Annotated in this window: 20 protein-coding genes; 17 read left to right on the forward strand and 3 right to left on the reverse strand. The window is 62.2% G+C overall.

Going from position 1 to position 20,004, the window contains the following annotated elements:
• Positions 1-20 precede the first annotated feature (20 nt).
• Positions 21-2,252: a RelA/SpoT family protein gene (locus JMV54_RS00305; RefSeq protein ID WP_201516894.1), complete on the forward strand. Its 2,232-nt coding sequence runs from the start codon at positions 21-23 to the stop codon at positions 2,250-2,252.
• Here the strand turns inward: JMV54_RS00305 and JMV54_RS00310 are convergent.
• The 3 genes from JMV54_RS00310 to JMV54_RS00320 form a co-directional block, all read right to left on the reverse strand.
• Positions 2,249-2,656, reverse strand: coding sequence for a hypothetical protein (locus JMV54_RS00310; RefSeq protein WP_201516895.1), 408 nt, complete (start codon positions 2,654-2,656; stop codon positions 2,249-2,251). The two genes, JMV54_RS00305 and JMV54_RS00310, sit on opposite strands and share 4 nt — an antisense overlap.
• Before the next feature lie 74 nt (positions 2,657-2,730).
• Positions 2,731-3,960: a DUF349 domain-containing protein gene (locus JMV54_RS00315; protein WP_201516896.1), complete on the reverse strand. Its 1,230-nt coding sequence runs from the start codon at positions 3,958-3,960 to the stop codon at positions 2,731-2,733.
• A gap of 167 nt (positions 3,961-4,127) precedes the next feature.
• A complete protein-coding gene (locus JMV54_RS00320; protein ID WP_201516897.1) occupies positions 4,128-4,856 on the reverse strand; it encodes a peptidylprolyl isomerase in 729 nt (242 codons plus the stop codon).
• 119 nt (positions 4,857-4,975) lie between these two features.
• Here JMV54_RS00320 and JMV54_RS00325 point away from each other — a divergent pair, with 119 nt between their 5' ends.
• From JMV54_RS00325 to moaA, 16 genes are all read left to right on the forward strand, one after another.
• Positions 4,976-6,316: a replication-associated recombination protein A gene (locus tag JMV54_RS00325; protein WP_201516898.1), complete on the forward strand. Its 1,341-nt coding sequence runs from the start codon at positions 4,976-4,978 to the stop codon at positions 6,314-6,316.
• A gap of 245 nt (positions 6,317-6,561) precedes the next feature.
• Positions 6,562-7,188: a 30S ribosomal protein S4 gene (gene rpsD, locus JMV54_RS00330; RefSeq protein WP_201516899.1), complete on the forward strand. Its 627-nt coding sequence runs from the start codon at positions 6,562-6,564 to the stop codon at positions 7,186-7,188.
• Positions 7,189-7,309: 121 nt separating this feature from the next.
• Positions 7,310-7,681 (forward strand): DUF948 domain-containing protein, encoded by a 372-nt coding sequence (locus tag JMV54_RS00335; RefSeq protein ID WP_201516900.1) that lies wholly within the window; start codon positions 7,310-7,312, stop codon positions 7,679-7,681.
• A gap of 56 nt (positions 7,682-7,737) precedes the next feature.
• Positions 7,738-7,947 (forward strand): Na+ dependent nucleoside transporter N-terminal domain-containing protein, encoded by a 210-nt coding sequence (locus JMV54_RS00340; protein WP_201516901.1) that lies wholly within the window; start codon positions 7,738-7,740, stop codon positions 7,945-7,947.
• A 63-nt stretch (positions 7,948-8,010) separates the two neighbouring features.
• Positions 8,011-10,680, forward strand: coding sequence for an alanine--tRNA ligase (gene alaS / locus JMV54_RS00345; protein ID WP_201516902.1), 2,670 nt, complete (start codon positions 8,011-8,013; stop codon positions 10,678-10,680).
• Complete coding sequence (ruvX, locus tag JMV54_RS00350) at positions 10,681-11,160, forward strand: Holliday junction resolvase RuvX (RefSeq protein WP_201516903.1); 480 nt, start codon at positions 10,681-10,683, stop codon at positions 11,158-11,160.
• Positions 11,153-12,751 carry an endolytic transglycosylase MltG gene (gene mltG, locus JMV54_RS10645; protein WP_230972739.1) on the forward strand — a complete coding sequence of 533 codons (1,599 nt, stop codon included), beginning with the start codon at positions 11,153-11,155 and terminating at the stop codon, positions 12,749-12,751. The genes ruvX and mltG overlap by 8 nt, the downstream gene beginning before the upstream one ends.
• Before the next feature lie 28 nt (positions 12,752-12,779).
• The gene (locus tag JMV54_RS00360) at positions 12,780-13,676 is read left to right on the forward strand and encodes a shikimate dehydrogenase family protein (RefSeq protein ID WP_201516904.1); all 897 of its coding nucleotides are present in this window, start codon (positions 12,780-12,782) and stop codon (positions 13,674-13,676) included.
• Between the two features lie 23 nt (positions 13,677-13,699).
• Positions 13,700-14,971, forward strand: coding sequence for a chorismate synthase (gene aroC, locus JMV54_RS00365; RefSeq protein ID WP_201516905.1), 1,272 nt, complete (start codon positions 13,700-13,702; stop codon positions 14,969-14,971).
• Positions 14,968-15,549 carry a shikimate kinase gene (locus JMV54_RS00370; RefSeq protein WP_230972772.1) on the forward strand — a complete coding sequence of 194 codons (582 nt, stop codon included), beginning with the start codon at positions 14,968-14,970 and terminating at the stop codon, positions 15,547-15,549. Before aroC ends, JMV54_RS00370 begins: the two co-directional genes overlap by 4 nt.
• On the forward strand, positions 15,546-16,631 hold the full coding sequence (aroB, locus tag JMV54_RS00375) for a 3-dehydroquinate synthase (RefSeq protein ID WP_201516907.1): 1,086 nt from the start codon (positions 15,546-15,548) through the stop codon (positions 16,629-16,631). The genes JMV54_RS00370 and aroB overlap by 4 nt, the downstream gene beginning before the upstream one ends.
• Before the next feature lie 84 nt (positions 16,632-16,715).
• Positions 16,716-17,279 (forward strand): elongation factor P, encoded by a 564-nt coding sequence (gene efp, locus JMV54_RS00380; RefSeq protein WP_201516908.1) that lies wholly within the window; start codon positions 16,716-16,718, stop codon positions 17,277-17,279.
• A 3-nt stretch (positions 17,280-17,282) separates the two neighbouring features.
• Positions 17,283-17,699, forward strand: coding sequence for a transcription antitermination factor NusB (nusB, locus tag JMV54_RS00385; RefSeq protein ID WP_201516909.1), 417 nt, complete (start codon positions 17,283-17,285; stop codon positions 17,697-17,699).
• Between the two features lie 213 nt (positions 17,700-17,912).
• On the forward strand, positions 17,913-18,482 hold the full coding sequence (locus tag JMV54_RS00390; RefSeq protein WP_201516910.1) for a MogA/MoaB family molybdenum cofactor biosynthesis protein: 570 nt from the start codon (positions 17,913-17,915) through the stop codon (positions 18,480-18,482).
• A complete protein-coding gene (locus tag JMV54_RS00395; protein ID WP_201516911.1) occupies positions 18,479-18,922 on the forward strand; it encodes a molybdenum cofactor biosynthesis protein MoaE in 444 nt (147 codons plus the stop codon). The genes JMV54_RS00390 and JMV54_RS00395 overlap by 4 nt, the downstream gene beginning before the upstream one ends.
• On the forward strand, positions 18,919-20,001 hold the full coding sequence (gene moaA / locus JMV54_RS00400; RefSeq protein ID WP_230972740.1) for a GTP 3',8-cyclase MoaA: 1,083 nt from the start codon (positions 18,919-18,921) through the stop codon (positions 19,999-20,001). The genes JMV54_RS00395 and moaA overlap by 4 nt, the downstream gene beginning before the upstream one ends.
• The last annotated feature ends 3 nt before the right edge of the window (positions 20,002-20,004 follow it).

A 20,004-nucleotide genomic window follows, 5' to 3' on the forward strand; every position in this document is an offset into this window, starting at 1 on the left:
GCCCAGTTAAAGGAGGGCACGTGTCGGACGCGGGAGCGAATTCACGGCGTGGCCTGGTAGCGCGCATATTCAGCAAACCGGTCGCCTATCAGGAGATTGAACCGCTGGTGCGCACGCTCCGGCGGCAAGACCCGAAAGCGGATATTCCGCTGGTGTACCGTGCCTATCAGGTGGCCCGGCGTCAGCACGAGGGCCAGTTTCGACACTCGGGCGAACCTTACATCACCCACCCGGTTGCCGTGGCCAATATTCTTGCTGAGCTTGGCGTGGGTGCGGTGACGGTGGCTGCCGCCCTGCTGCACGACACGGTAGAAGACACCGATTATTCGCTCGATCAGCTCACCGACGATTTTGGTGAAGAGATCGCCATGCTGGTCGATGGTGTCACCAAACTCGACAAGGTGACCTACGGCGATTCAGCCCAGGCCGAGACCGTGCGCAAAATGGTTATTGCAATGTCGAAAGACATTCGTGTGCTGGTGATCAAGCTCGCCGACCGGCTGCACAATGCGCGCACCTGGCGATACATGCCGCCTGAAAAAGCGAAGAAAAAAGCCACCGAAACGCTCGAAATCTATGCCCCGCTGGCGCACCGCATGGGTATTCAGACCATGAAAAATGAGCTGGAAGATCTTTCGTTTGCGGTGCTGCATCCAAAGATTTATCAGGAAATCAGCCGGCTGGTGGAAGACCGACAGCCACGGCGCGAAAAATACCTGTCAAAGGTGATGGCGCAGGTGCGCGCCGATCTGCGCGAGAACCGCATCCGCGGGGATATTGTGGGGCGCCCGAAAGAGCTGTATTCGATCTACCAAAAAATGGTGCGACGCGGACATGATTTCGATGAGATCTACGACCTTGTCGCGCTGCGCATCATCGTTGATACTGTGCGCGATTGCTATGCCGCGCTGGGTGCAATTCACGCGCGCTGGACGCCGATGCCGGGCCGGTTTAAGGACTATATCGCGACACCGAAGTTCAACCTCTACCAATCGCTGCACACTACGGTGATCGGCCCGGATGGTAAGCCGGTAGAAATTCAAATCCGCACCCAAGAAATGCATCTTCGGGCCGAATACGGTGTGGCCGCGCACTGGATGTATAAGCAGCAGGTGACCGGCGGTAAAAACGTTGCGCGCGAAACCAGTGATCTTGCCTGGCTGAAACGCATTAATGATTGGCAGCAAGAAACCAGCGACTCAGAGGAGTTTCTCGACTCGCTGCGCTTCGAGATTGGCAGTAACGACGTCTACGTGTTTACGCCGCAGGGCAAGGTCATCGGGCTGCCACAAAAGGCCACGCCGGTGGATTTTGCCTATGCGATCCACACTGATGTCGGCCATCGCACGATGGGGGCCAAGGTAAATTCCCGTCTGGTGCCCCTTGACACCAGGCTCGTCAATGGTGACACCGTCGAGATTTTCACCTCGAAAAACCCAGACGCGGGCCCGAAACAAGACTGGCTGAAATTTGTGGCCTCTCCGCGGGCACGAAATAAAATTCGGCAGTGGTTTTCGAAGGAGCGTCGCGACGAAGCTATCGAGCAGGGGCGCGAACAGCTGGCAAAGGCGATGCGCCGCGCTGGTATTCCAATGTCGCAGGATATGGTGCAGGAAGCAATTGCCACGGTTGCCTCGCGATTGACCTACCAGGATGTATCGGGGCTCTACGCTGCGATCGGTGACAATCATGTTTCGAGTCACAACGTTATTGAGAAACTGCAGGCCGAACTCAATACCGAATCGGATACTGCGACGTCGATCTCGGAGATCGTTCCCGAGACCGGTGTGCGGCCACGGATCACCAGCGAATCGGGCGTCTTGGTGCGTGGCGCACCAGATATTCTCGTGAAAGTCGCGAAATGTTGCACGCCGGTGCCGGGGGATGAAATTGTCGGTTTTGTGACCCGTGGCCAGGGTGTTTCGGTGCATCGTTCCGATTGCAATAATGTGGCGACGCTCGAAGAATCACGCAAAATAGATGTTGAGTGGGCACCCAATTCGGATGCGCTCTTCCTCGTGAATATTCAGGTGGAAGCGCTCGACCGCGCGGGGTTGTTGAACGACATCACCCAGGTGCTTTCTGAGCACCACGTGAATATTCTTTCGGCGTCGCTGCACACGACAAAGTCGCGGGTGGCGGTATCGAAATTCACTTTTCAGATGGGCGACACCACGCATCTCGATCGTCTGTTGGCGGCGGTGCGGCGCATCGAGGGTATCTACGACGTCTACCGAGTGCGCAACAACTAGTTTCGATCGGTGAGTTGCGGAGCATTCGGCATCCACAGCTCGACCCCACCGACCTGCAGCCGATCTTTAACGGGGATTCGTCGGTTGAGCCAGCGGACCCGCTCTACCGGCGGCAGCCTGCGGGTGCTGTTGCGGGCAATCACAATTTGTTCGGGCGGCGTGCCACCGCGGATGATCCATCGAGCGGTCGCCTCAATGAATACGCGCCCCGGCCGCCACAGCGGCAGCAGGCTGGCGGCTCGATCGACGGCGGTGGGGACCGTACCGATCGGTAAATAAAATTCGTATCCGGCGATTCCGTGACGTTGGATATCGCCGTCACGCCGCATACTTTCTAGCTCGATAGTCGAAAACCCGCGCAGCGAGGGATGCACGTGTGGGCCGGCAACGGAATGATCGATCATGGGATGATCCTGATCGAAAAACGATTCACCCGCCCGGGTTTTCCACAGGCGGGTGAGTCGTTAGGGGCTACAAACTAGCCGATTGCGCGCAGCCACTGGCGACGCGCCTCGAGGGCTTCTTCAGCTTCTTTGATCTTGCGGTTATTGCCGCTCGCCTTGGCCGCTTCAAGCTCTTGTTCGAGCTTGGCGATTGCGTCCTGCAGCTGTGAGGTCATACCCGATTGGCGGGCCTCTTTTTCGGGGTCGGTGCGGTCCCAGTGGTCGTCATCGAGCTTGCGCACGTGCTGTTCCACCTTGCGCAGTCGCTCCTCGATCTCTTTGAAACGGTCACGCGGCACGCGACCAATTTCATCCCACTTGGTCTGTACGGCGGTGAGCCGCTTGCGGGCCTCGTGGCGGTCGGTGAGCTCGAGAATCGGCTCGGCTTCACTGAGCAGCGCGAGCTTGGATTCGAGGTTGGCGGAGAATTCGGCGTTGTCGCGCGCCTCAATTTCGTGTTTGGCGGCAAAGAGCACATCACCGGCGGCCTTGAACTCGGCCCACAGCGCGTCATCGTGCTTACGGCCGGCACGGCCAACCGACTTCCACTGGTCAAGCAGGCGACGGTATTCGGGGATGCCGTCGGCGCCCTTGGGTGCGAGGGCTTCGGCTTCGGCGATGATGCGGCGCTTCGCGTCACGAGCCTGCTTGTGCTGCGCGTCGAGGGTGGCAAAAAACTTGCGACGCTCCGAGTCGAGGTGAGTGCGGGCGGCTCGGAATCGTTTCCAAAGCGCGTTGGCCTCACCCTTGGGGATGCGCGGACCCTCCTTTTGGTGCTGCTGCCACCGGGCAAACAGCTCATCAACCTGCGCCGAGGTGCGCTTCCACTGGATGCTCGCCGGAGGCTGGGCGGCGAGCTGTTCGATTTCAGCGACGATCGATTCGCGGTGGGCGATAGCCTCGGCAAGTTCTTGCTGCTGCTGTTCGTGCTGCTGTTCGGTGAGCTTGTCGAGGTCGGCGCTGATCTCGTTCAAGCGGGTGCGCAGGCTCTCGAGGTCGCCAACGGCATTGGGGGCGACCAGCTGTTCCTGCAGGGCTTTTGCACCCTTGGCGATGTCACCTGGGTTGGCTCCGGATCGCACTCGCTGCTCAAGCAATTGCAGTTGCCCGGCCAGATCATCGTATTTCCGGGTGAAGTAGGCGAGTGCTTCTTCCGGGGTCCCGTCGGGGTACTGGCCTACCTGGCGTTCTTCGCCACCATCGGTGACATAGACGGTGCCGTCGGCTTCAACGCGGCCGAAAGGGTGCTGGGGGAGTTCGGACATGACGTATTCCTCAGTTGCTCGTCGAGCTGACGCTCGTCGGTGGCGTGCGAAACACTTCGCACGGGCGTATCCACCGCATGTTAGATGATTTCGGCGAACGGTTACTGCGGGCAATCTCGAATCGTTGTTGACGTTTGATACGGCGCGGCCCGCAACCAGTGTTGGGGCTACTGCAATTCGATACCGGTGATGGTCACCGGCTGGGCCGGGGGACCGTCGGTTGGGGAGGCGATTCCCTGCTCGACGCCGCTGTCAACGATCTTGGTCTGCAGCTGATCCATACCGCCGGTCACTCGGCCAAACACCGTGTAACCGGGGGCAGGCAGGGGAGAGTCTTCGTAGACGATAAAAAACTGGCTGCCCATTGAGTCGGGTGCCTGGGCACGGGCCATCGCAATTGTGCCGGTGCGGTAGACGCCATCCTCGGGCACATTTTCGAGGGGGCCGAACTGGTAGCCGGGGCCGCCGCTTCCGGTGCCGGTGGGGTCACCACACTGCAGCACGTAAATGCCCTCCGTGGTGAGCCGGTGACAGGGGGTGTTGTCGTAAAAGTGTGACTGGCTGAGGGCAATGAAATTAGCAGCCGCCTGGGGCGCAGTGTCACCGGTGATCTCGATCTCGAGGGTGACATCGTGGTTGAGGGTCAGCGTGCCAGTCCAGGTGCGGTTTTCGGCGAGCGCGGGGTCGGGGGCGGCGACGATGGCGGGGTCGGTGGGCTTCAACGCGGTAAACAGCCATTGCGCGGCAACGGCGAGCACAACGGCTGCGATGAGCAGCCCGAGTCCGATACGTCCATCGCGGCGCTTGCGGTCGAGCTGGATATCATCGACCACCTGGCGGGCTTCCTGCTCGCGCTGGTGCCGACCCGTTGCGCGCTGCTTGGCTGATTCGCTCACTTTTCCTCCGCATCCTGTGCGCTCAAAAGCACACGGTAATCCGCCGGCGAGTCTACATTTGCCGAGCTAAAAGGGGCCATAACCGACCGGTTGTGTTGCGGGGCCTACCATGGCAGGTGATGACTACGCAGGATACTCCGGGCTTTTCACTCGCCGGTGGTGGCGGGAATGCGGCCCCGCTGGCGGCTCGGATGCGGCCGCGCTCGCTTGATGAGGTGGTGGGGCAGCGGCATCTGCTGCGTTCGGGATCGCCGCTACGCCGGCTCGCTGATGCCAGCGCCGCTGAGGCGGCTGGAACTTCGGTAATTTTGTGGGGGCCACCCGGCACCGGTAAAACCACGATCGCCCAGGCGCTGGCCAGCACCGGCAGTCGCCGATTCGTGCAGCTTTCGGCAATTTCGGCCGGCGTGAAAGATGTGCGCACAGTGATGGACGAGGCGATGCGGCATCGTGATTTTTACGGTGAGGGCACGGTGCTCTTTCTCGACGAGATCCATCGATTCACCAAAGCCCAGCAGGACGCGCTGCTGCCTGGAGTTGAGCAGGGGTGGGTGACGCTCGTGGCGGCAACGACCGAAAACCCATCATTTTCGGTGATTGCGCCGCTTTTGAGCCGGTCACTCTTGCTGACGCTGCGCAGCCTCGATGATGACGATCTTGGTGAGCTCATTGATCGAGCCGTTGCCGCACCGCAGGGACTCGGCGGGGATCTCACCATCAGTGAGTCGGCCCGATCGGCGATCATTCGATTGGCTTCGGGGGATGCGCGCCGGGCTTTGACAACGCTCGAGGCGGCGGCTGAGACGGCGCGGGCGCAGGGGCACAGCGAATTGAGCGATGCCGATGTTGAGTCAGCCTCCGACCAGGCGTTGCTGCGCTATGACCAAAGCGGTGATGAACACTATGACGTCATCAGTGCGTTTATTAAGTCGGTGCGCGGGTCTGATCCGGATGCGGCGCTGCACTATTTGGCGCGGATGATTGTGGCGGGTGAAGATCCGCGATTTATTGCGCGCCGGCTGATGATTCTCGCGGCCGAAGATATTGGGCTTGCCGATCCTCAGGGGTTGGTGGTGGCCGAAGCGGCTGCGGCCACTGTTCAGTTGATCGGCATGCCCGAGGGGCGCATCCCCCTTGCTGAAGCGACGGTATATCTCGCGACCGCACCGAAATCGAACGCCGCATATTTGGCAATTGATGCGGCGATCGCCGAGGTGAAGCGTGGCGGTATCGGGCGAGTGCCGCCGCATCTGCGCGATGCGCACTACCCGGGTGCGAAGGCGCTGGGGCACGGCAAAGGCTACCGGTATCCGCACGACACCGAGTTTGGGGTGCTGGCGCAGCAGTACCTTCCCGATCTGTTGGTGGGGCGGGAATACTATTCGCCCACCGATCACGGCTATGAACGCGAGCTCAGCGATCGGCTGGCAAAACTACGGCGCATTACTCGCGGCGGTTAGGGCTGGCCAGTTGCTCACTGCTCGGCCTGCGATGCAGGCGGCCAGTTCACGTGCCGGAAGGGGATGGGTTGGGCAAACGGATGCAGAAGGTGCTAGAGTTGCTGAGTTCGCGCTATATGTGAAACGGCTGCCGTATGGCTGCGGGCATCTTGCGTTTGACGCCCCGAATTCCAAAGGGAGGGGCGGAGAAGCAATTGTTCTGCGCGCTCACGCGCGCCAACGCAACAACGAAAGGAAGACACTTCGTGTCGAAGAAGTCGCGTACCCGCGCAAAGGTAAAGATGTCGCGCGCCCTTGGCGTCGCACTCACTCCCAAGGCCGCTCGTCTCATGGAGCGCCGCCCCTACGCACCCGGTCAGCACGGTCGCACCCGTCGCCGCACCGAGGGTGACTACGCCGTTCGGCTGCGTGAGAAGCAGCGTCTGCGCGCCCAGTACGGTCTGCGTGAGAAGCAGCTGCGCAACACCTTCGAGCAGGCCCGCCGCATGGGCGGTATGTCGGGTGAAAACCTGATCGAGCTGCTCGAAATGCGTCTCGACGCGCTCGTGCTGCGCGCTGGCTTTGCTCGCACCACCGCACAGGCTCGGCAGATGGTTGTGCACCGTCACATCCTCGTTGACGGCAAGATCGTTGACCGTCCGTCGTTCCGCGTGACCCCCGGTCAGCTCATCCACGTGAAGCCGCGCTCGGAGGAGCTGGAAATGTTCCAGGTCGCCGCCGCCGGCGGACACGCCGAGGTGCTGCCCGCAGTTCCCGGCTACCTGTCGGTTGAGCTTGACAAGCTGCAGGCTCGCCTCGAGCGCAAGCCCAAGCGTGAAGAAGTGCCGATCGTCTGCGACGTGCAGATGGTTGTTGAGCACTACTCGCGCTAAACGGCACCGGGCGAGCCAAGTCGCTCGCTAAGATCGAGGGCGGGCTGTCATTTGACAGCCCGCCCCGTGCTATTTCCGGCACAATCAGGCAGTGCCACCCAGACACCGAGGAGAACACTTTATGACCGTAGGCGATATTGCCGGGCTTATTGCCGCAGGCGCTTTTGCAGTGCTGGTGCTGCTGCTGGCGGTACCCATCCTCAAACTGGCGGGTGTATTCACCGAGCTACGTCGTTCGGTGCGCACTTCCACCGACGAACTGCTGCCAACCCTCACCGAGCTGCACGTCAGCGCCACCGAAGCAAACCGGCAGCTGGCCAAGGTTGATGCGATCACCAGTGATGTGCACGAAACCACAAGCAATGTGAACTCGATGGTGGCACTCACCGCTGCCACAGTCGGCGGCCCGCTCATCAAACTTGCCGGTTTTTCAGCCGCCGCCCGCGCCGGATTCAAAACGTTGCGCCCCCGCGGCCGCCGTAAAAAGCACTAACCCCGATATCACCCCTGCAAGCTGCTGTCGCATCTGCCTAATTGAGGAGAACACCCATGCGCTCGTTCCTGCGTAACACCGCACTGGTAGCCGGTGGTATTGCCATCGGTTTTGTCGCCGCCCACCTGGTCAACTCAACCGAGCGCGGCCGCGCGTTCTTTGCATCCGTGAACGAGTTTGTTGACGAGTTCACCGGTGCGGTCAAGGACGGCTACCGGGCACGCACCGAAGCAATCTACGCCGCTATTGATCAGCAGGGCGAATAGCCCCAACGCATCCCTCAACCCAACCACGCTCGAGCAGCCCGCTCGCCAACCGAATCGCAGAACATGAAGACCGCTGAAATCAAAGACCGCTATCTCAAGTTTTTCGCTGACCGCGGTCACACCGTCGTGCCGTCAGCATCCCTCGTCTCTGATGACCCGACCGTGATGTTTACCATCGCCGGAATGGTGCCGTTCATTCCCTACCTCACCGGGATGGTGCCGGCCCCATTCCCGCGCGCGACGAGCGTGCAAAAATGCATCCGCACCAACGACATCGAAGAGGTGGGTAAGACCCCGCGTCACGGCACCTTCTTCCAGATGGGCGGTAATTTTTCGTTCGGTGACTATTTCAAGCGCGAGGCCATCGATTTTGCCTACACGCTGCTGACCACCCCCGAGGCAGAGGGCGGGCTCGGTTTTGATCCCAAGGATCTCTGGGTCACCGTCTACGAAAAGGACGACGAGGCCTACAACTACTGGCTCGAGCTCAGCGATATTCCGGCCGAGCGCATTCAGCGTCTCGGCGCTGACACGAACTACTGGTCGGCGGGTAAACCGGGTGGCCCGGCCGGCCCTGACAGCGAGATTTTTTTCGACCGCGGCCCCGCATACGGTGTTGACGGGGGACCGGCAACCGACGACGACCGCTATGTCGAAATCTGGAACCTCGTGTTCATGCAGTACGAGCGCGGTGCCGACCTCGGTGATGGCACGTTTGAAATTCTCGGCGACCTGCCCAGTAAAAACATCGACACCGGCATTGGCCTCGAACGTATCGCCTTCCTCAAGCAGGGCGTCGACAATATGTACGAGACCGACCAGGTGCGTCCGGTGCTCGACAAGGCTGCCGAACTGTCGGGCAAGGCCTACGGTGATGATGCCGAGGATGATGTGCGGATGCGCGTGGTCGCCGACCACGTGCGTTCGGCGCTGATGCTCATCGGTGACGGGGTACAACCCTCCAACGAGGGGCGCGGCTATATTTTGCGCCGACTGCTGCGCCGCGTGGTGCGTAATATGCGATTGCTCGGGGTCGAAAAAGCAACCTTCCCCGAATTGTTCAGCACTTCGATGCGTGCAATGCGTGACGCCTACCCCGAGGTCGAACGCGACTTTGACCGGATTTCTCGCATTGCCATCGCCGAAGAAGAAACCTTCCTGCGCACGCTCGCGCAGGGTACGACCATCTTTGAACAGGCCGTCGATAGTGCGCGCGAATCGGGCACCACGATCATTTCGGGTGACACCGCGTTCAAACTGCACGACACGTTCGGCTTCCCGATCGATCTCACGCTCGAAATGGCTGCCGAGGCGGGGCTCAACGTCAACCGTGACAAATTCGATGAGCTCATGAGCCAGCAGCGCGCGCGTGCCAAAGCGGATGCCAAGTCGCGCCGCTCGCAGCTGGCCGATCTCAGCGTGTACAGCGACCTGCGGGCCGCGGGCGAGACGGCTTTTGTTGGCTATGACGAGCTGCGGGGCGAGTCGGAGGTGCTCGGCCTCATCGTTAATGGCGAGAGCGTGCCGGTGGCACGCGTCGGCGATCACGCCGAAATCATCCTCGCTGAGACCACGCTCTACGCCGAATCGGGTGGTCAAGACTCTGACCAGGGCTGGATTGTGAAGCCCAGCGGTGGCTTCGAATCGACCGTTGTTGACGTGCAAAAGCCGGTGCCGGGACTGATCTCGCACACGGTCGACATCACCGAGGGTGAGATTGCCGTGGGCGATCGCGTTGAAACCGTGGTGGATGCGCAATACCGCCGTGCTGCCTCGGAGGCACACTCGGCGACGCACCTGATTCACGCCGCGCTTCGCGACACGCTCGGCCCCGACGCACACCAGTCAGGTTCGTACAACAAGTCGGGCTATATGCGACTCGACTTCAGCTGGTCGCAGCCGCTTTCGGCTGAAACCCGCAGCGAACTCGAGGATATTGCCAACAACGCGATCCGCCAGAACCTTGAAGTGGTTACACGTGAGCTGCCGCTTGACGAGGCCAAAGCGCTCGGCGCCCGCGCCCTGTTTGGCGAGAAGTATGGTTCTACGGTGCGCATGGTTGATATCGGTGGCCCCTGGTCGCGCGAGCTGTGCGCGGGTACACACGTGGCAACCTCGGCCGAAATCGGCATCATTAACCTGATTGGTGAATCGAGTGTTGGCGCTCAGAACCGCCGCGTCGAGGCGCTGGTGGGCCGGGATGCGTTCAGTGAGTTTGCCACCGAGCGTGCCATCGTGCGTGAGCTCACCGGCGGTTTGAAGGTGCGTCGCGAGCAGCTCTCTGATCGCGTGCACGAACTGGTCGAACAACTCAAGCGTGCCGAAAAACGCATTGCCGAACTCGAGTCGGCACAGCTGAGCCAGCGGATTCCCGAGCTGCTTGCTTCATCCCAGACCGCTGGCAAGGTTGAGCTGGTCGCAGCCGCGCTAGGCTCGGTGCGGTCGGCCGATGATGTGCGCGGTCTGGTGCTCGATTTGCGCCAGCGGATGGGCTCGCGCGCGGCAGTGATCGCGCTCATTGGTGAGGCTGCCGGTAAGCCATCGGTCGTGGTGGCCACCACTGAAGCAGCACGGGATGCCGGCGCCAGGGCCGGTGCCCTCGTCAAGGTTGCTGCCGGTGTGCTCGGCGGTGGCGGCGGTGGCAAACCGGATGTAGCCCAGGGCGGCGGGCAGGATGTGAGCCAGATTCCGGCCGCGCTTGACCGCATCCGTGACGAGGTTGCGGCACTGTAGATGCGTCGCGTTGTTCGCTTCGGCATTGATGTCGGTAAGGCCAGAATCGGTGTCGCCCGCAGTGACCCCGACGGCCTGCTGGCGATGCCGCTCGAAACAGTGACTCGCGACACTGAGGGAACCGGGCATGTTGACCGCATCGCGCAGCTGGTGGCGGAATACAGCGCGGGGGAGCTCTATGTTGGCTACCCGCTGAACCTGCGCGGTGAGTCGACCCCGTCGACCGAGGACGCGGTGCGGGTGGCGCGCGAAATAGCAACCGGCACCGGGTTGCCCGTGCGGCTGATCGATGAACGACTCACGACAGTGTCGGCAACCCGGCAGTTTCAGGCAGCCGGACGCAGCGCATCGCGGTCGCGGTCGGTGATTGACCAGGCAGCGGCGGTAATACTGTTGCAACAAGCGCTCGACCAGGAGCGTGCCAGCGGCAAACCCGCTGGTCGCGAGATTGAAGTCGACGACGAGGACAAACTTGACTGACGAACAGCAACCAAAATCCAGGCGTGAATTGCGTGCCGCAGAGCGCACGCGGGAAATCGCTGAGCTGGAGCGGCGTCGGCGAGAGGCTGAGGCCCAGCAAACGCAGCTGCAGAGCGCTGAACAGCAGGCCCAGCGGGCAGAGCAGCGGGCCCAGCCGACGCAGTCAGCTGCGCAGGATCAGCCGACACCGCCACAGCAGCCGCTGCAGCAGCCACTCACCGCTGAGCCGCTGGTGACGCAAGCAGAAACCGCTGCGGCCACACCCGACGCTCAAGCTGCAGCGTCGCGGGAACCAGCCGAGCCGGCCACCGCGGCCGACGCGCCAACCCAGCCCGACACTCCTGCCCGGCCCGACACGCTGGCCAGCGCTGACACTCAAACCGACATTGGCGGGCTAGCCCAACCTGGCACACCAGCCCAGCCCGACTCACCTACACAGGGCGCTTCGGCCGACGACGCATTCGCGCAAATTTTTGGCGAGGATGCGGTGGGTGCGCACAAAAACGAGCGTCGCGCACCCGCCCCCGGCCGTCGTCGTCGAATCGTGGTGAACCTGGTGGTTATCGGGCTCATTATTGGGATGGTGGTGGGTGCCGGTGTGCTGGTATGGAACGTCGCCGGAGACCGGATCATGAGCATCCTGAACAATGAGTCGGCCGACTATGAGGGTTCGGGTAACGGCACCGAGGTGGAGTTCACGGTTCTTCCCGGGGACACCGGCACCGATATTGCCAATCGACTCGAAGAACAGGGCGTGGTGCGCACTTCGGGCGCCTTCATTGATGCCGTGCTGGCGCGCCCCGAAGAACCCCAGTTTCAGCCCGGTACCTACCGGCTGCAGGAAGAGATGAGCTCGGCGGAAGCGCTCGTTGCCCTGCTTGACGAAAATAACCGCATCGAAAACACCCTCACCATCCCCGAGGGCACACGCGAGACGGTCGTTTTTGAACTGGTGCAAGAAACCTATGGCGTCCCCATGGACGAACTCAAAAAGCTTGCCGCTCAACCGCAGGAGTTCGGCCTTCCCGAAGAGGCGAAATCGCTCGAGGGATTTCTCTTTCCGGCCACCTACACCTTTGCGCCAGATGTGAGCGGGCAAGAGATTTTGCAGACCATGGTCGATCGCAGCTTCCAGGCGCTTGATGAACAGGGTGTTGCGGAAGAAGACCGCTGGCAGACCGTGTTGATGGCATCGCTGGTTGAGCGCGAGGCTCGGATTGACGAAGACTTCCCGAAGGTGGCGCGGGTGTTCTACAACCGTCTCGAAATCGATATGCCGCTGCAATCGGATGCGACGGTCACCTACTGGACCGAACAGACGCACCGCGCGGCGACGACCGATGATGAGCGCGCGGACGAGAGCAACCCCTACAACACCTATGTGCACACGGGAATGATCCCAGCACCGATTTCGAATCCGGGCGACCGGGCGATCGAAGCTGCGGTGCATCCCGCCGACGGCGATTGGCTCTATTTTGTGACCGTGAACCTCGAAACCGGCGAGACCGTGTTCTCGAATACGCTTGAAGAGCACGAACAGGCGGTTGAGAAGTGGCTGAAGTGGATGGAAGACCACCCCGACTACGAGTAGCACCTGGCAGCTGACACAGGAGATCACGATGTGCGCAACAGTCTTTCCCGAGGTTCCCACCGGCGCGGTAACGAGTGAACCTCCGCGCGGTCGGGGAGCTGCGCGGCTGGCCGTGCTGGGCGACCCGATTGCGCACTCAAAATCGCCGCAGCTGCAGCTGGCGGCCTATCGCAAGCTCGGTGTCGACTGGGAATATTGGCGCTGGCAAATACCGGCTGGTGGGCTGCGCGAACGGCTTGAAAACCGCGGTCAGGGCTGGCGCGGCGTTTCGGTGACGGCACCGCTCAAGGCTGAGGCCCTCGCATTTGCGCAAACGGCCGATCCGCTCGCTGAACTCACCGGTGCCGCCAATACGCTCGTTTTTGAGACACTCGACCCGGCGGCGCCGGCACATGCCGCGAACACCGATGTGGCCGGTATCGTTGCGGCATTCGGTGGGCTCGGCCTTGCCGGTGGGCATGTGGATGTGCTCGGCGCCGGCGGCACAGCGGTTTCGGCCGTCGCCGCGGCAGCCCAGATGGGCGCGCAACAGGTGCGGGTGTTCGCGCGCCGGCCCGATGCCGCGGCTGAGCTCGCTGCCGAACTCGGTCCGAAGTTTGCCGGCGTGCAGCTGCGTGCGGCAGATCTTGCATCCTGGCAGCCCGACGATGCCGCCGCGGTGATCGATACCATTCCCGGCGGCTGCCCGGTGCGTCCAGATTTGCAGGGGACGGATGCGCCGCTGCTGTCGGCCGCCTACGACCCGTGGCCGACTGAGCTTGCAAGAGTGTGGGCTGGTCGGGTGATTCCGGGCACCGAGATGCTGCTGCAGCAGGCGGTGGTACAGGTGCGGTTGTTCTCGGGCCGGGCGATTGACGAACCGCTGCCGAACGAGTCGGCGATCGTGCAAGAGATGCGCGTGGCGCTCGACAACTCAGCCAGCTGAGAAATCCATGAGAGACTAGGCCAATGCTTCGTTGGCTCACTGCCGGGGAATCACACGGCCCCGAACTGCTCGCAATCCTTGAGGGACTGCCCGCCGGCATCCCCATTTCGCTCGATGATGTTCGTGCTGATCTGGCGCGTCGCAAACTCGGCTACGGTCGCGGCGGGCGGATGAAATTTGAACAGGATGAGCTCACCCTCTCGTCGGGTGTGCGGCACGGCTACACGATCGCCTCGCCGCTCGGTATTCGCATTCAAAACACCGAGTGGCCCAAATGGCAGCAGGTCATGTCGCCCGAACCGGTCACCGACCCCGAAGTGTTCAACACCGGCCGCGGCACCCCGCTCACCCGTCCCCGCCCAGGTCACGCCGACCTCATCGGGATGCAAAAATACGGGTTTAGCGAGTCGCGCCCGGCGCTCGAGCGTGCCAGCGCCCGCGAAACCGCGGCACGCGTAGCCCTGGGCGCCGTGGCCAAGCGGTTTTTGGCGGAGCTTGGCATCACCACTGTGAGCCACACCGTGGCCATCGGCACGGTCGAGGTGCCAGAAACTGCAACTTGGCCGACCGCCGCCGATGTGGCCGAAATTGATGCCGACCCGGTGCGCTGCTTCGATGCTGAAACGAGTGAACGCATGGTCGCCGCGATTGACGACACCCGCCACTCGGGAGACACCATTGGCGGGGTCACCGAAGTGCTCGTGTACGGTTTGCCGCCGGGGCTCGGCTCATATGTGCACTGGGATCGCCGCCTCGATTCGCGGCTTGCCGGTGCCCTCATGAGCATTCAGGCCATTAAGGGCGTGGAGGTCGGTGACGGGTTCACCACCGCACGCCGACTCGGCAGCCAGGCACACGATGAACTGTACGGTGTCGACGGCAAGATTCATCGCGCATCCGACCGCGCCGGCGGTATCGAGGGCGGGATGACCACCGGCACCGTGCTGCGGGTGCGCACCGCCATGAAACCGATCGCCACCGTGCCGCGCGCACTGCACACTGTCGATATTGCCACCGGCGCGAATGCCACGGCACATCACCAGCGTTCGGATGTGTGCGCGGTGCCGGCATCCGGCGTTGTGGCCGAGGCCATGGTGGCACTCGTGCTCGCGGATGCGGTGCTCGAAAAATTTGGTGGCGACTCGCTTATCGAGGTGCAGCGAAACCTGGCGAACTATCTCGAAGCAATGCCGCAGGCGGTGGCAACCGACCCAGAAATCGTCGACCCCGCGGCGGTGGCCACCGAGGTGGACGATTCGCCCATGGGCGACTCACTCAGCGAGTGGCGCGTATGAGCCTGGTGTTCATCGGGCCGCCGGCGGCAGGAAAATCGCGAGCCGGCAAGCGGGTCGCTCAGCGCCTGCGTGCCAGCTACGCCGACACCGACAAGCTGTTTGCTCGCGAGCACGGGGCGATTCACGAGTTCATTCCGCGCGCCGGCGAGGCTGAGTTTCGTCGCATCGAACGCGAAATCGTGCTGGCCGCGATTCGCGACTACGACGTCGTATCCCTCGGCGGCGGCGCGATCCTCGACCCCGACACCCAGGCCGAGCTGGAGCACGGCGATCACGTCGTGGTGCAGCTGGTGGCAAAGCCCGCGGCAATCGAAGAGCGCATCAGCGGTAAAAAGAATCGGCCGTTGCTGAAAGGTATCGACAGCTGGATCGCGACGTATGAGGCGCGCAAACCCATCTATGATCGCCTCGCCGACATCACCATCGACACCAGTTTTCGACCGATGTGGCAGGTGGTGAACGAGGTGCGCCGCTACCTCAAACGCATCAACTCACCACTGCTGCCCAAACCCATCCCACAACCACCCGCGAGCGGCAGTGGCGCGGCCAAGACGCAGAAAGAGAGCAAACAGCAGTGACGAATGTAACCCGGCTGAGCGTGGGCGACCACGGCCCGGTGCTCATCGGCCGCGGACTCATTACCCGGCTCGACGAACTGCTACCAGAGCTAATCGGCGACCGCGTCGAACAACTGTTGATCGTGCACCAGCCAACCCTGCGCAATATCGCCGAAGATCTCCACCGACTGCTCGGTGCAAACTATCGCCGGGTGCTGATCGCCGAGGTGCCGGATGCAGAACCCGGTAAGCGCGTCGAGGTGGCGCAGTTTTTGTGGGGCATTCTCGGCAAGAGTGATTTCACTCGCTCGGATGCGATCATTTCGCTCGGGGGCGGTGCCGCCACTGATCTGGGCGGCTGGGTGGCCGCATCATGGTTGCGCGGCGTCAAGGTCGTGCACGTGCCTACCACTGTGCTCGCCATGGCGGATGCCGCCGTTGGTGGCAAAACCGGTATCAACACCGAAGAGGGCAAAAACCTCGTGGGAGCATTCCACCTCCCCGCGGGGGTGGTGTGCGATCTGGACGTGCTCGAATCGCTTCCGCGCAATGAACTGGTGACCGGGTTCACCGAGGCCGTCAAAATTGGTTTTATCCACGAACCCGAAATTCTCGACCTCATCGAAGCCGACCCCGAACGCGCCACCGACCCCACCAGCGACGAGTTCCGCCGCATCCTCGAACTGGCTATCGCCTACAAGCTGCAGGTGACCGCGGCCGACCTTACCGAGCAGGGTGGGCGCGAGATGCTCAACTACGGGCACACGCTCGGCCACGCGATCGAGCACACCGAGCGCTACCAGTGGCGCCACGGGGCTGCCGTGGCAGTGGGGATGCGGTTTGCCGCCGAACTTGCCCGGCTTTCGGGACGGCTCAGTGACGCTGACGCCGACCGGCACACCCGCATCCTGGAACTGCTCGGACTGCCCACGAGCTATCCGCTGGGACGCTGGCAACAATTGCTGGCCGTAATGGCGCGCGATAAAAAGGCTCGCGGGGCGATGCTGCGATTCGTGGTGCTTGAACGTATTGGCAGCCCTGCAATCATGACGGCACCGGATGAATCACTGCTGTTCGCCGCCTACCAGGAGATCGCGTCCTAGCGGCCAACCGGCAGTGCACAGCATCACCGCTAATTGGCGCGGTAGACTAGAACGTCGATTTTTTACGCAGAGAAGGGCCAGGTAATGGCAACCACCGCCGATATCAAAAACGGCATTGTCCTCATCCTCGACGGCCAGCTTTGGCAGGTCGTTGAATTCCAGCATGTGAAGCCCGGTAAGGGTGGTGCGTTTGTGCGCACCAAGCTGAAGAACATCGTGCAGGGCAAGACCGTAGACAAGACTTTCAACGCCGGCGCCAAGATCGAAACCGCCACCGTTGACCGTCGTGACTACCAGTACCTCTACCAGGATGGCGAAAGCTACGTCTTCATGGACGAGCAAGACTTCGACCAGCTGAGCGTGCCCGAGACCATCGTTGGCGATGCCGCTAAGTTCCTGCTCGAGCAGCAGGAAGTGCAGATCGCGATGTACCAGGGCGAACCGCTCTACATCGAAATGCCGCCGTCGGTAGTGCTCGAAATCACCTATACCGAGCCCGGTCTGCAGGGTGACCGTTCGAACGCTGGCACCAAGCCTGCCACCGTTGAGACCGGCGCCGAAATTCAGGTACCGCTGTTTATTGACCAGGGCACGCGCGTGAAGGTAGACACTCGCACGGGTGAATACCTCGGTCGCGTTAACGACTAGTCGATGTCGGCACGTACAAAAGCGCGCAAGCGTGCGCTCGATATGCTCTACCAGGCCGAGCTGACCGAACGCACTCTCGAGGATGTGTTGGCGGCTGAGGCTGAGCGGGCAGTGCACGAACCCGAACGGGCAGCGTCTTGGCGTTACGCTCGGGAAATTGTGCTCGGCGTGGCCGAGCGCGCCGCGGCGATTGACGACCGTATTGCCGCGGCCGCTCGTGACTGGACACTCGACCGAATGCCGCGTATCGACCGGGCGCTGCTGCGCATCGGTGTGTGGGAGCTCGTTTATAACGACGAAATCCCCGTGGGCGTGGCCATTAACGAGGCGATCGAACTCGCCAAAGAATATTCGACCGACGATTCGGCACGCTTCATCAACGGCGTGCTGGGCCGCATCGGGGACCAGCTCGAGGGGTAGTCGTCTTCGGACGCTGCGACTATACGGGCCGCGGGCGATCGGCGAGTGGCGGAAGCCGCCGCGTGATTCGCTCGCGGCCCGTTCGCTTTTCCCGTGGCGTGCGGGGATATCAGCACCCCTCAAACGCACGGTGGCAGACTACTCAGTAGATCAAGCGAGCTGAGCTTCACCGTGCAGGTCTGGTAACTGTTCGCGTATTTTGGAAAGACTGCTATGAACACTGCAAAAGACACACAACACCCCTCGTCCGTTGACGCACAGCGCAGCTCGCTCGAGGTGGCGGTCGTCACGGTGTCCGATCGCAGCGCTGCGGGTGAGCGTGACGATCTTTCAGGACCTGCCGCTCGCGAAGTGCTGGAGGCGGCGGGCTTTCGGGTGAGTTTTGTGGCGACAGTGCCCGACTCCCGTAAGCAGATTCGCCAGACCGTTAAAGAAGCGATCGACTCGGGCGTTGCGGCCATTTTGCTCACCGGAGGCACCGGCATTGCGCCACGCGACAAGACTCCGCAGGCAGTGGCGCCGCTGCTGACGATGCAGCTGCCCGGCATCGGTGAAGAACTGCGCCGTCGCGGCGTGGCAGCCGGTGCACCGGGGGCGCTGCTCTCACGCGGCTTCGGCGGCATTATTCGTGAAAAAGGCAAGTACGAAGTGCTCGTGATCGCCGCTCCCGGCTCGGTTGGTGGCGCAAAAGACGGCGCCGAACTGCTGGTGCAGCTCGGCCGGCACGCCGCCCACCAGCTCGCCGGTGGTGACCACGGCGCCGGTGACGGTGCCAGCATATGAGCGTGGTAATTGCCGAAATCAGTTCGGCGCCACTCGACGTGGCGGCGCATCTGGCGGCGGTGTCACACGATCAGGCCGGTGCGGTCTCATCGTTTGTGGGACTCGTGCGCAATCACGATCCGCAAGTGCACGGCGAGGTGACCAGGCTCGACTATTCGGCGCATCCGGATACGGCCCGGATGCTGCGCCAGCTCGCCGAGGAGGTCGCGGCATCCTGCGGCGATTCCGAGGGCAATATCGAGGTGCGCCTTGCAGTGTCACACCGCATTGGCGAGCTTGCCGTGGGTGATTGTGCCGTGGTGGTGTGCGCATCCTCGGCACATCGCGCCCACGCAATTCGCTGCTGCAGTGAATTGATCGAGCGCGTAAAACATGAACTGCCGATCTGGAAGCGGCAGCACACCGCTGACGGTGTCGCGCACTGGGTGGGGATTTCGTGACCCCGGTTTCGCTCGGTATCCCCACGATTCGACAGCAACCGCCCGGTGACGACGGCGCTGATCCTTTTGCCGCGGGGCCATTGGTCGACACCTTCGGGCGCGTGCATCGTGACCTGCGGGTGTCGCTCACCGACAAGTGTTCGCTGCGCTGCACCTATTGCATGCCCGCCGAGGGTGTGCCGTGGTTGCCGCAGCGGGAGATACTCACCACCGATGAAATTGTGCGCGTGGTGTCGGTGGCAGTGCGGCTGGGAATCACCGAAGTGCGGCTCACCGGGGGAGAGCCGCTGCTGCGCGCCGACATCACCGATGTGGTGGCGCGGTTGACGCGGCTCGAAACCGTGGCCGGGCCGCTTCGTGTGTCATTGACAACGAACGGTTTGCGGCTGCCGGAACTCATGGACGAACTCGTGGCCGCCGGCCTCGAACGGGTGAATGTTTCACTCGACACCGTGAACGCGCAGCGCTATCACGAACTCACACGCCGCGACCGTTTTGCCCAGGCCGTGGCCGGTGTCGAGGCGGTGCAGCGCAGCGGACTGCGACCGTTCAAAATAAATGCGGTGGCGATGCGCGACATTAACGATGACGAACTGTGTGACCTGCTGCGGTTTGCAATCGCACACGAGGCCGAACTGCGATTCATCGAAATGATGCCGCTGGATGCTGGACACAGCTGGCGGCGTGAACAAATGGTGACCGCCGAAGAAATCCTCGCCTCGCTGGGGCGGGAATTTCGGTTGACGCCGACGGGCGATCGCGCCTCATCACCGGCCGAGGTGTTTCAAGTGAACGATGGCCCCCACACGGTCGGCGTGATCGGCTCGGTGACACGGCCGTTTTGCGGCGCCTGTGACCGTGTGCGGCTGACTGCCGATGGTCAGCTGCGTAATTGTCTGTTTGCGCGCGAAGAGTCGGATCTCCGCGAAATTTTGCGCGGGGATGCGGCAGCAGCCGAACAAGACCTGCAAATCGCGCGGGTGATGCGGGCCGCTATTTTGGGTAAGCGCGCCGGTCACGGCATTAATGAGCCGGGATTTTTACAGCCCGATCGGCCCATGTCGGCAATCGGTGGGTAGCCG

This window comes from Gulosibacter hominis (assembly GCF_904842695.1).
Classification (GTDB): domain Bacteria; phylum Actinomycetota; class Actinomycetes; order Actinomycetales; family Microbacteriaceae; genus Gulosibacter; species Gulosibacter hominis.

What these genes read in the sequence shown, in the direction of transcription:
- JMV54_RS00310 (WP_201516895.1), bottom strand. Translation starts at nt 2,656, where the DNA reads ATGATCGATCATTCCGTTGCCGGCCCACACGTGCATCCCTCGCTGCGC.
- JMV54_RS00315 (WP_201516896.1), bottom strand. Translation starts at nt 3,960, where the DNA reads ATGTCCGAACTCCCCCAGCACCCTTTCGGCCGCGTTGAAGCCGACGGC.
- JMV54_RS00325 (WP_201516898.1), top strand. Translation starts at nt 4,976, where the DNA reads ATGACTACGCAGGATACTCCGGGCTTTTCACTCGCCGGTGGTGGCGGG.
- JMV54_RS00335 (WP_201516900.1), top strand. Translation starts at nt 7,310, where the DNA reads ATGACCGTAGGCGATATTGCCGGGCTTATTGCCGCAGGCGCTTTTGCA.
- JMV54_RS00340 (WP_201516901.1), top strand. Translation starts at nt 7,738, where the DNA reads ATGCGCTCGTTCCTGCGTAACACCGCACTGGTAGCCGGTGGTATTGCC.
- alaS (WP_201516902.1), top strand. Translation starts at nt 8,011, where the DNA reads ATGAAGACCGCTGAAATCAAAGACCGCTATCTCAAGTTTTTCGCTGAC.
- ruvX (WP_201516903.1), top strand. Translation starts at nt 10,681, where the DNA reads ATGCGTCGCGTTGTTCGCTTCGGCATTGATGTCGGTAAGGCCAGAATC.
- JMV54_RS00360 (WP_201516904.1), top strand. Translation starts at nt 12,780, where the DNA reads ATGTGCGCAACAGTCTTTCCCGAGGTTCCCACCGGCGCGGTAACGAGT.
- aroC (WP_201516905.1), top strand. Translation starts at nt 13,700, where the DNA reads ATGCTTCGTTGGCTCACTGCCGGGGAATCACACGGCCCCGAACTGCTC.
- JMV54_RS00370 (WP_230972772.1), top strand. Translation starts at nt 14,968, where the DNA reads ATGAGCCTGGTGTTCATCGGGCCGCCGGCGGCAGGAAAATCGCGAGCC.
- efp (WP_201516908.1), top strand. Translation starts at nt 16,716, where the DNA reads ATGGCAACCACCGCCGATATCAAAAACGGCATTGTCCTCATCCTCGAC.
- nusB (WP_201516909.1), top strand. Translation starts at nt 17,283, where the DNA reads ATGTCGGCACGTACAAAAGCGCGCAAGCGTGCGCTCGATATGCTCTAC.
- JMV54_RS00390 (WP_201516910.1), top strand. Translation starts at nt 17,913, where the DNA reads ATGAACACTGCAAAAGACACACAACACCCCTCGTCCGTTGACGCACAG.
- JMV54_RS00395 (WP_201516911.1), top strand. Translation starts at nt 18,479, where the DNA reads ATGAGCGTGGTAATTGCCGAAATCAGTTCGGCGCCACTCGACGTGGCG.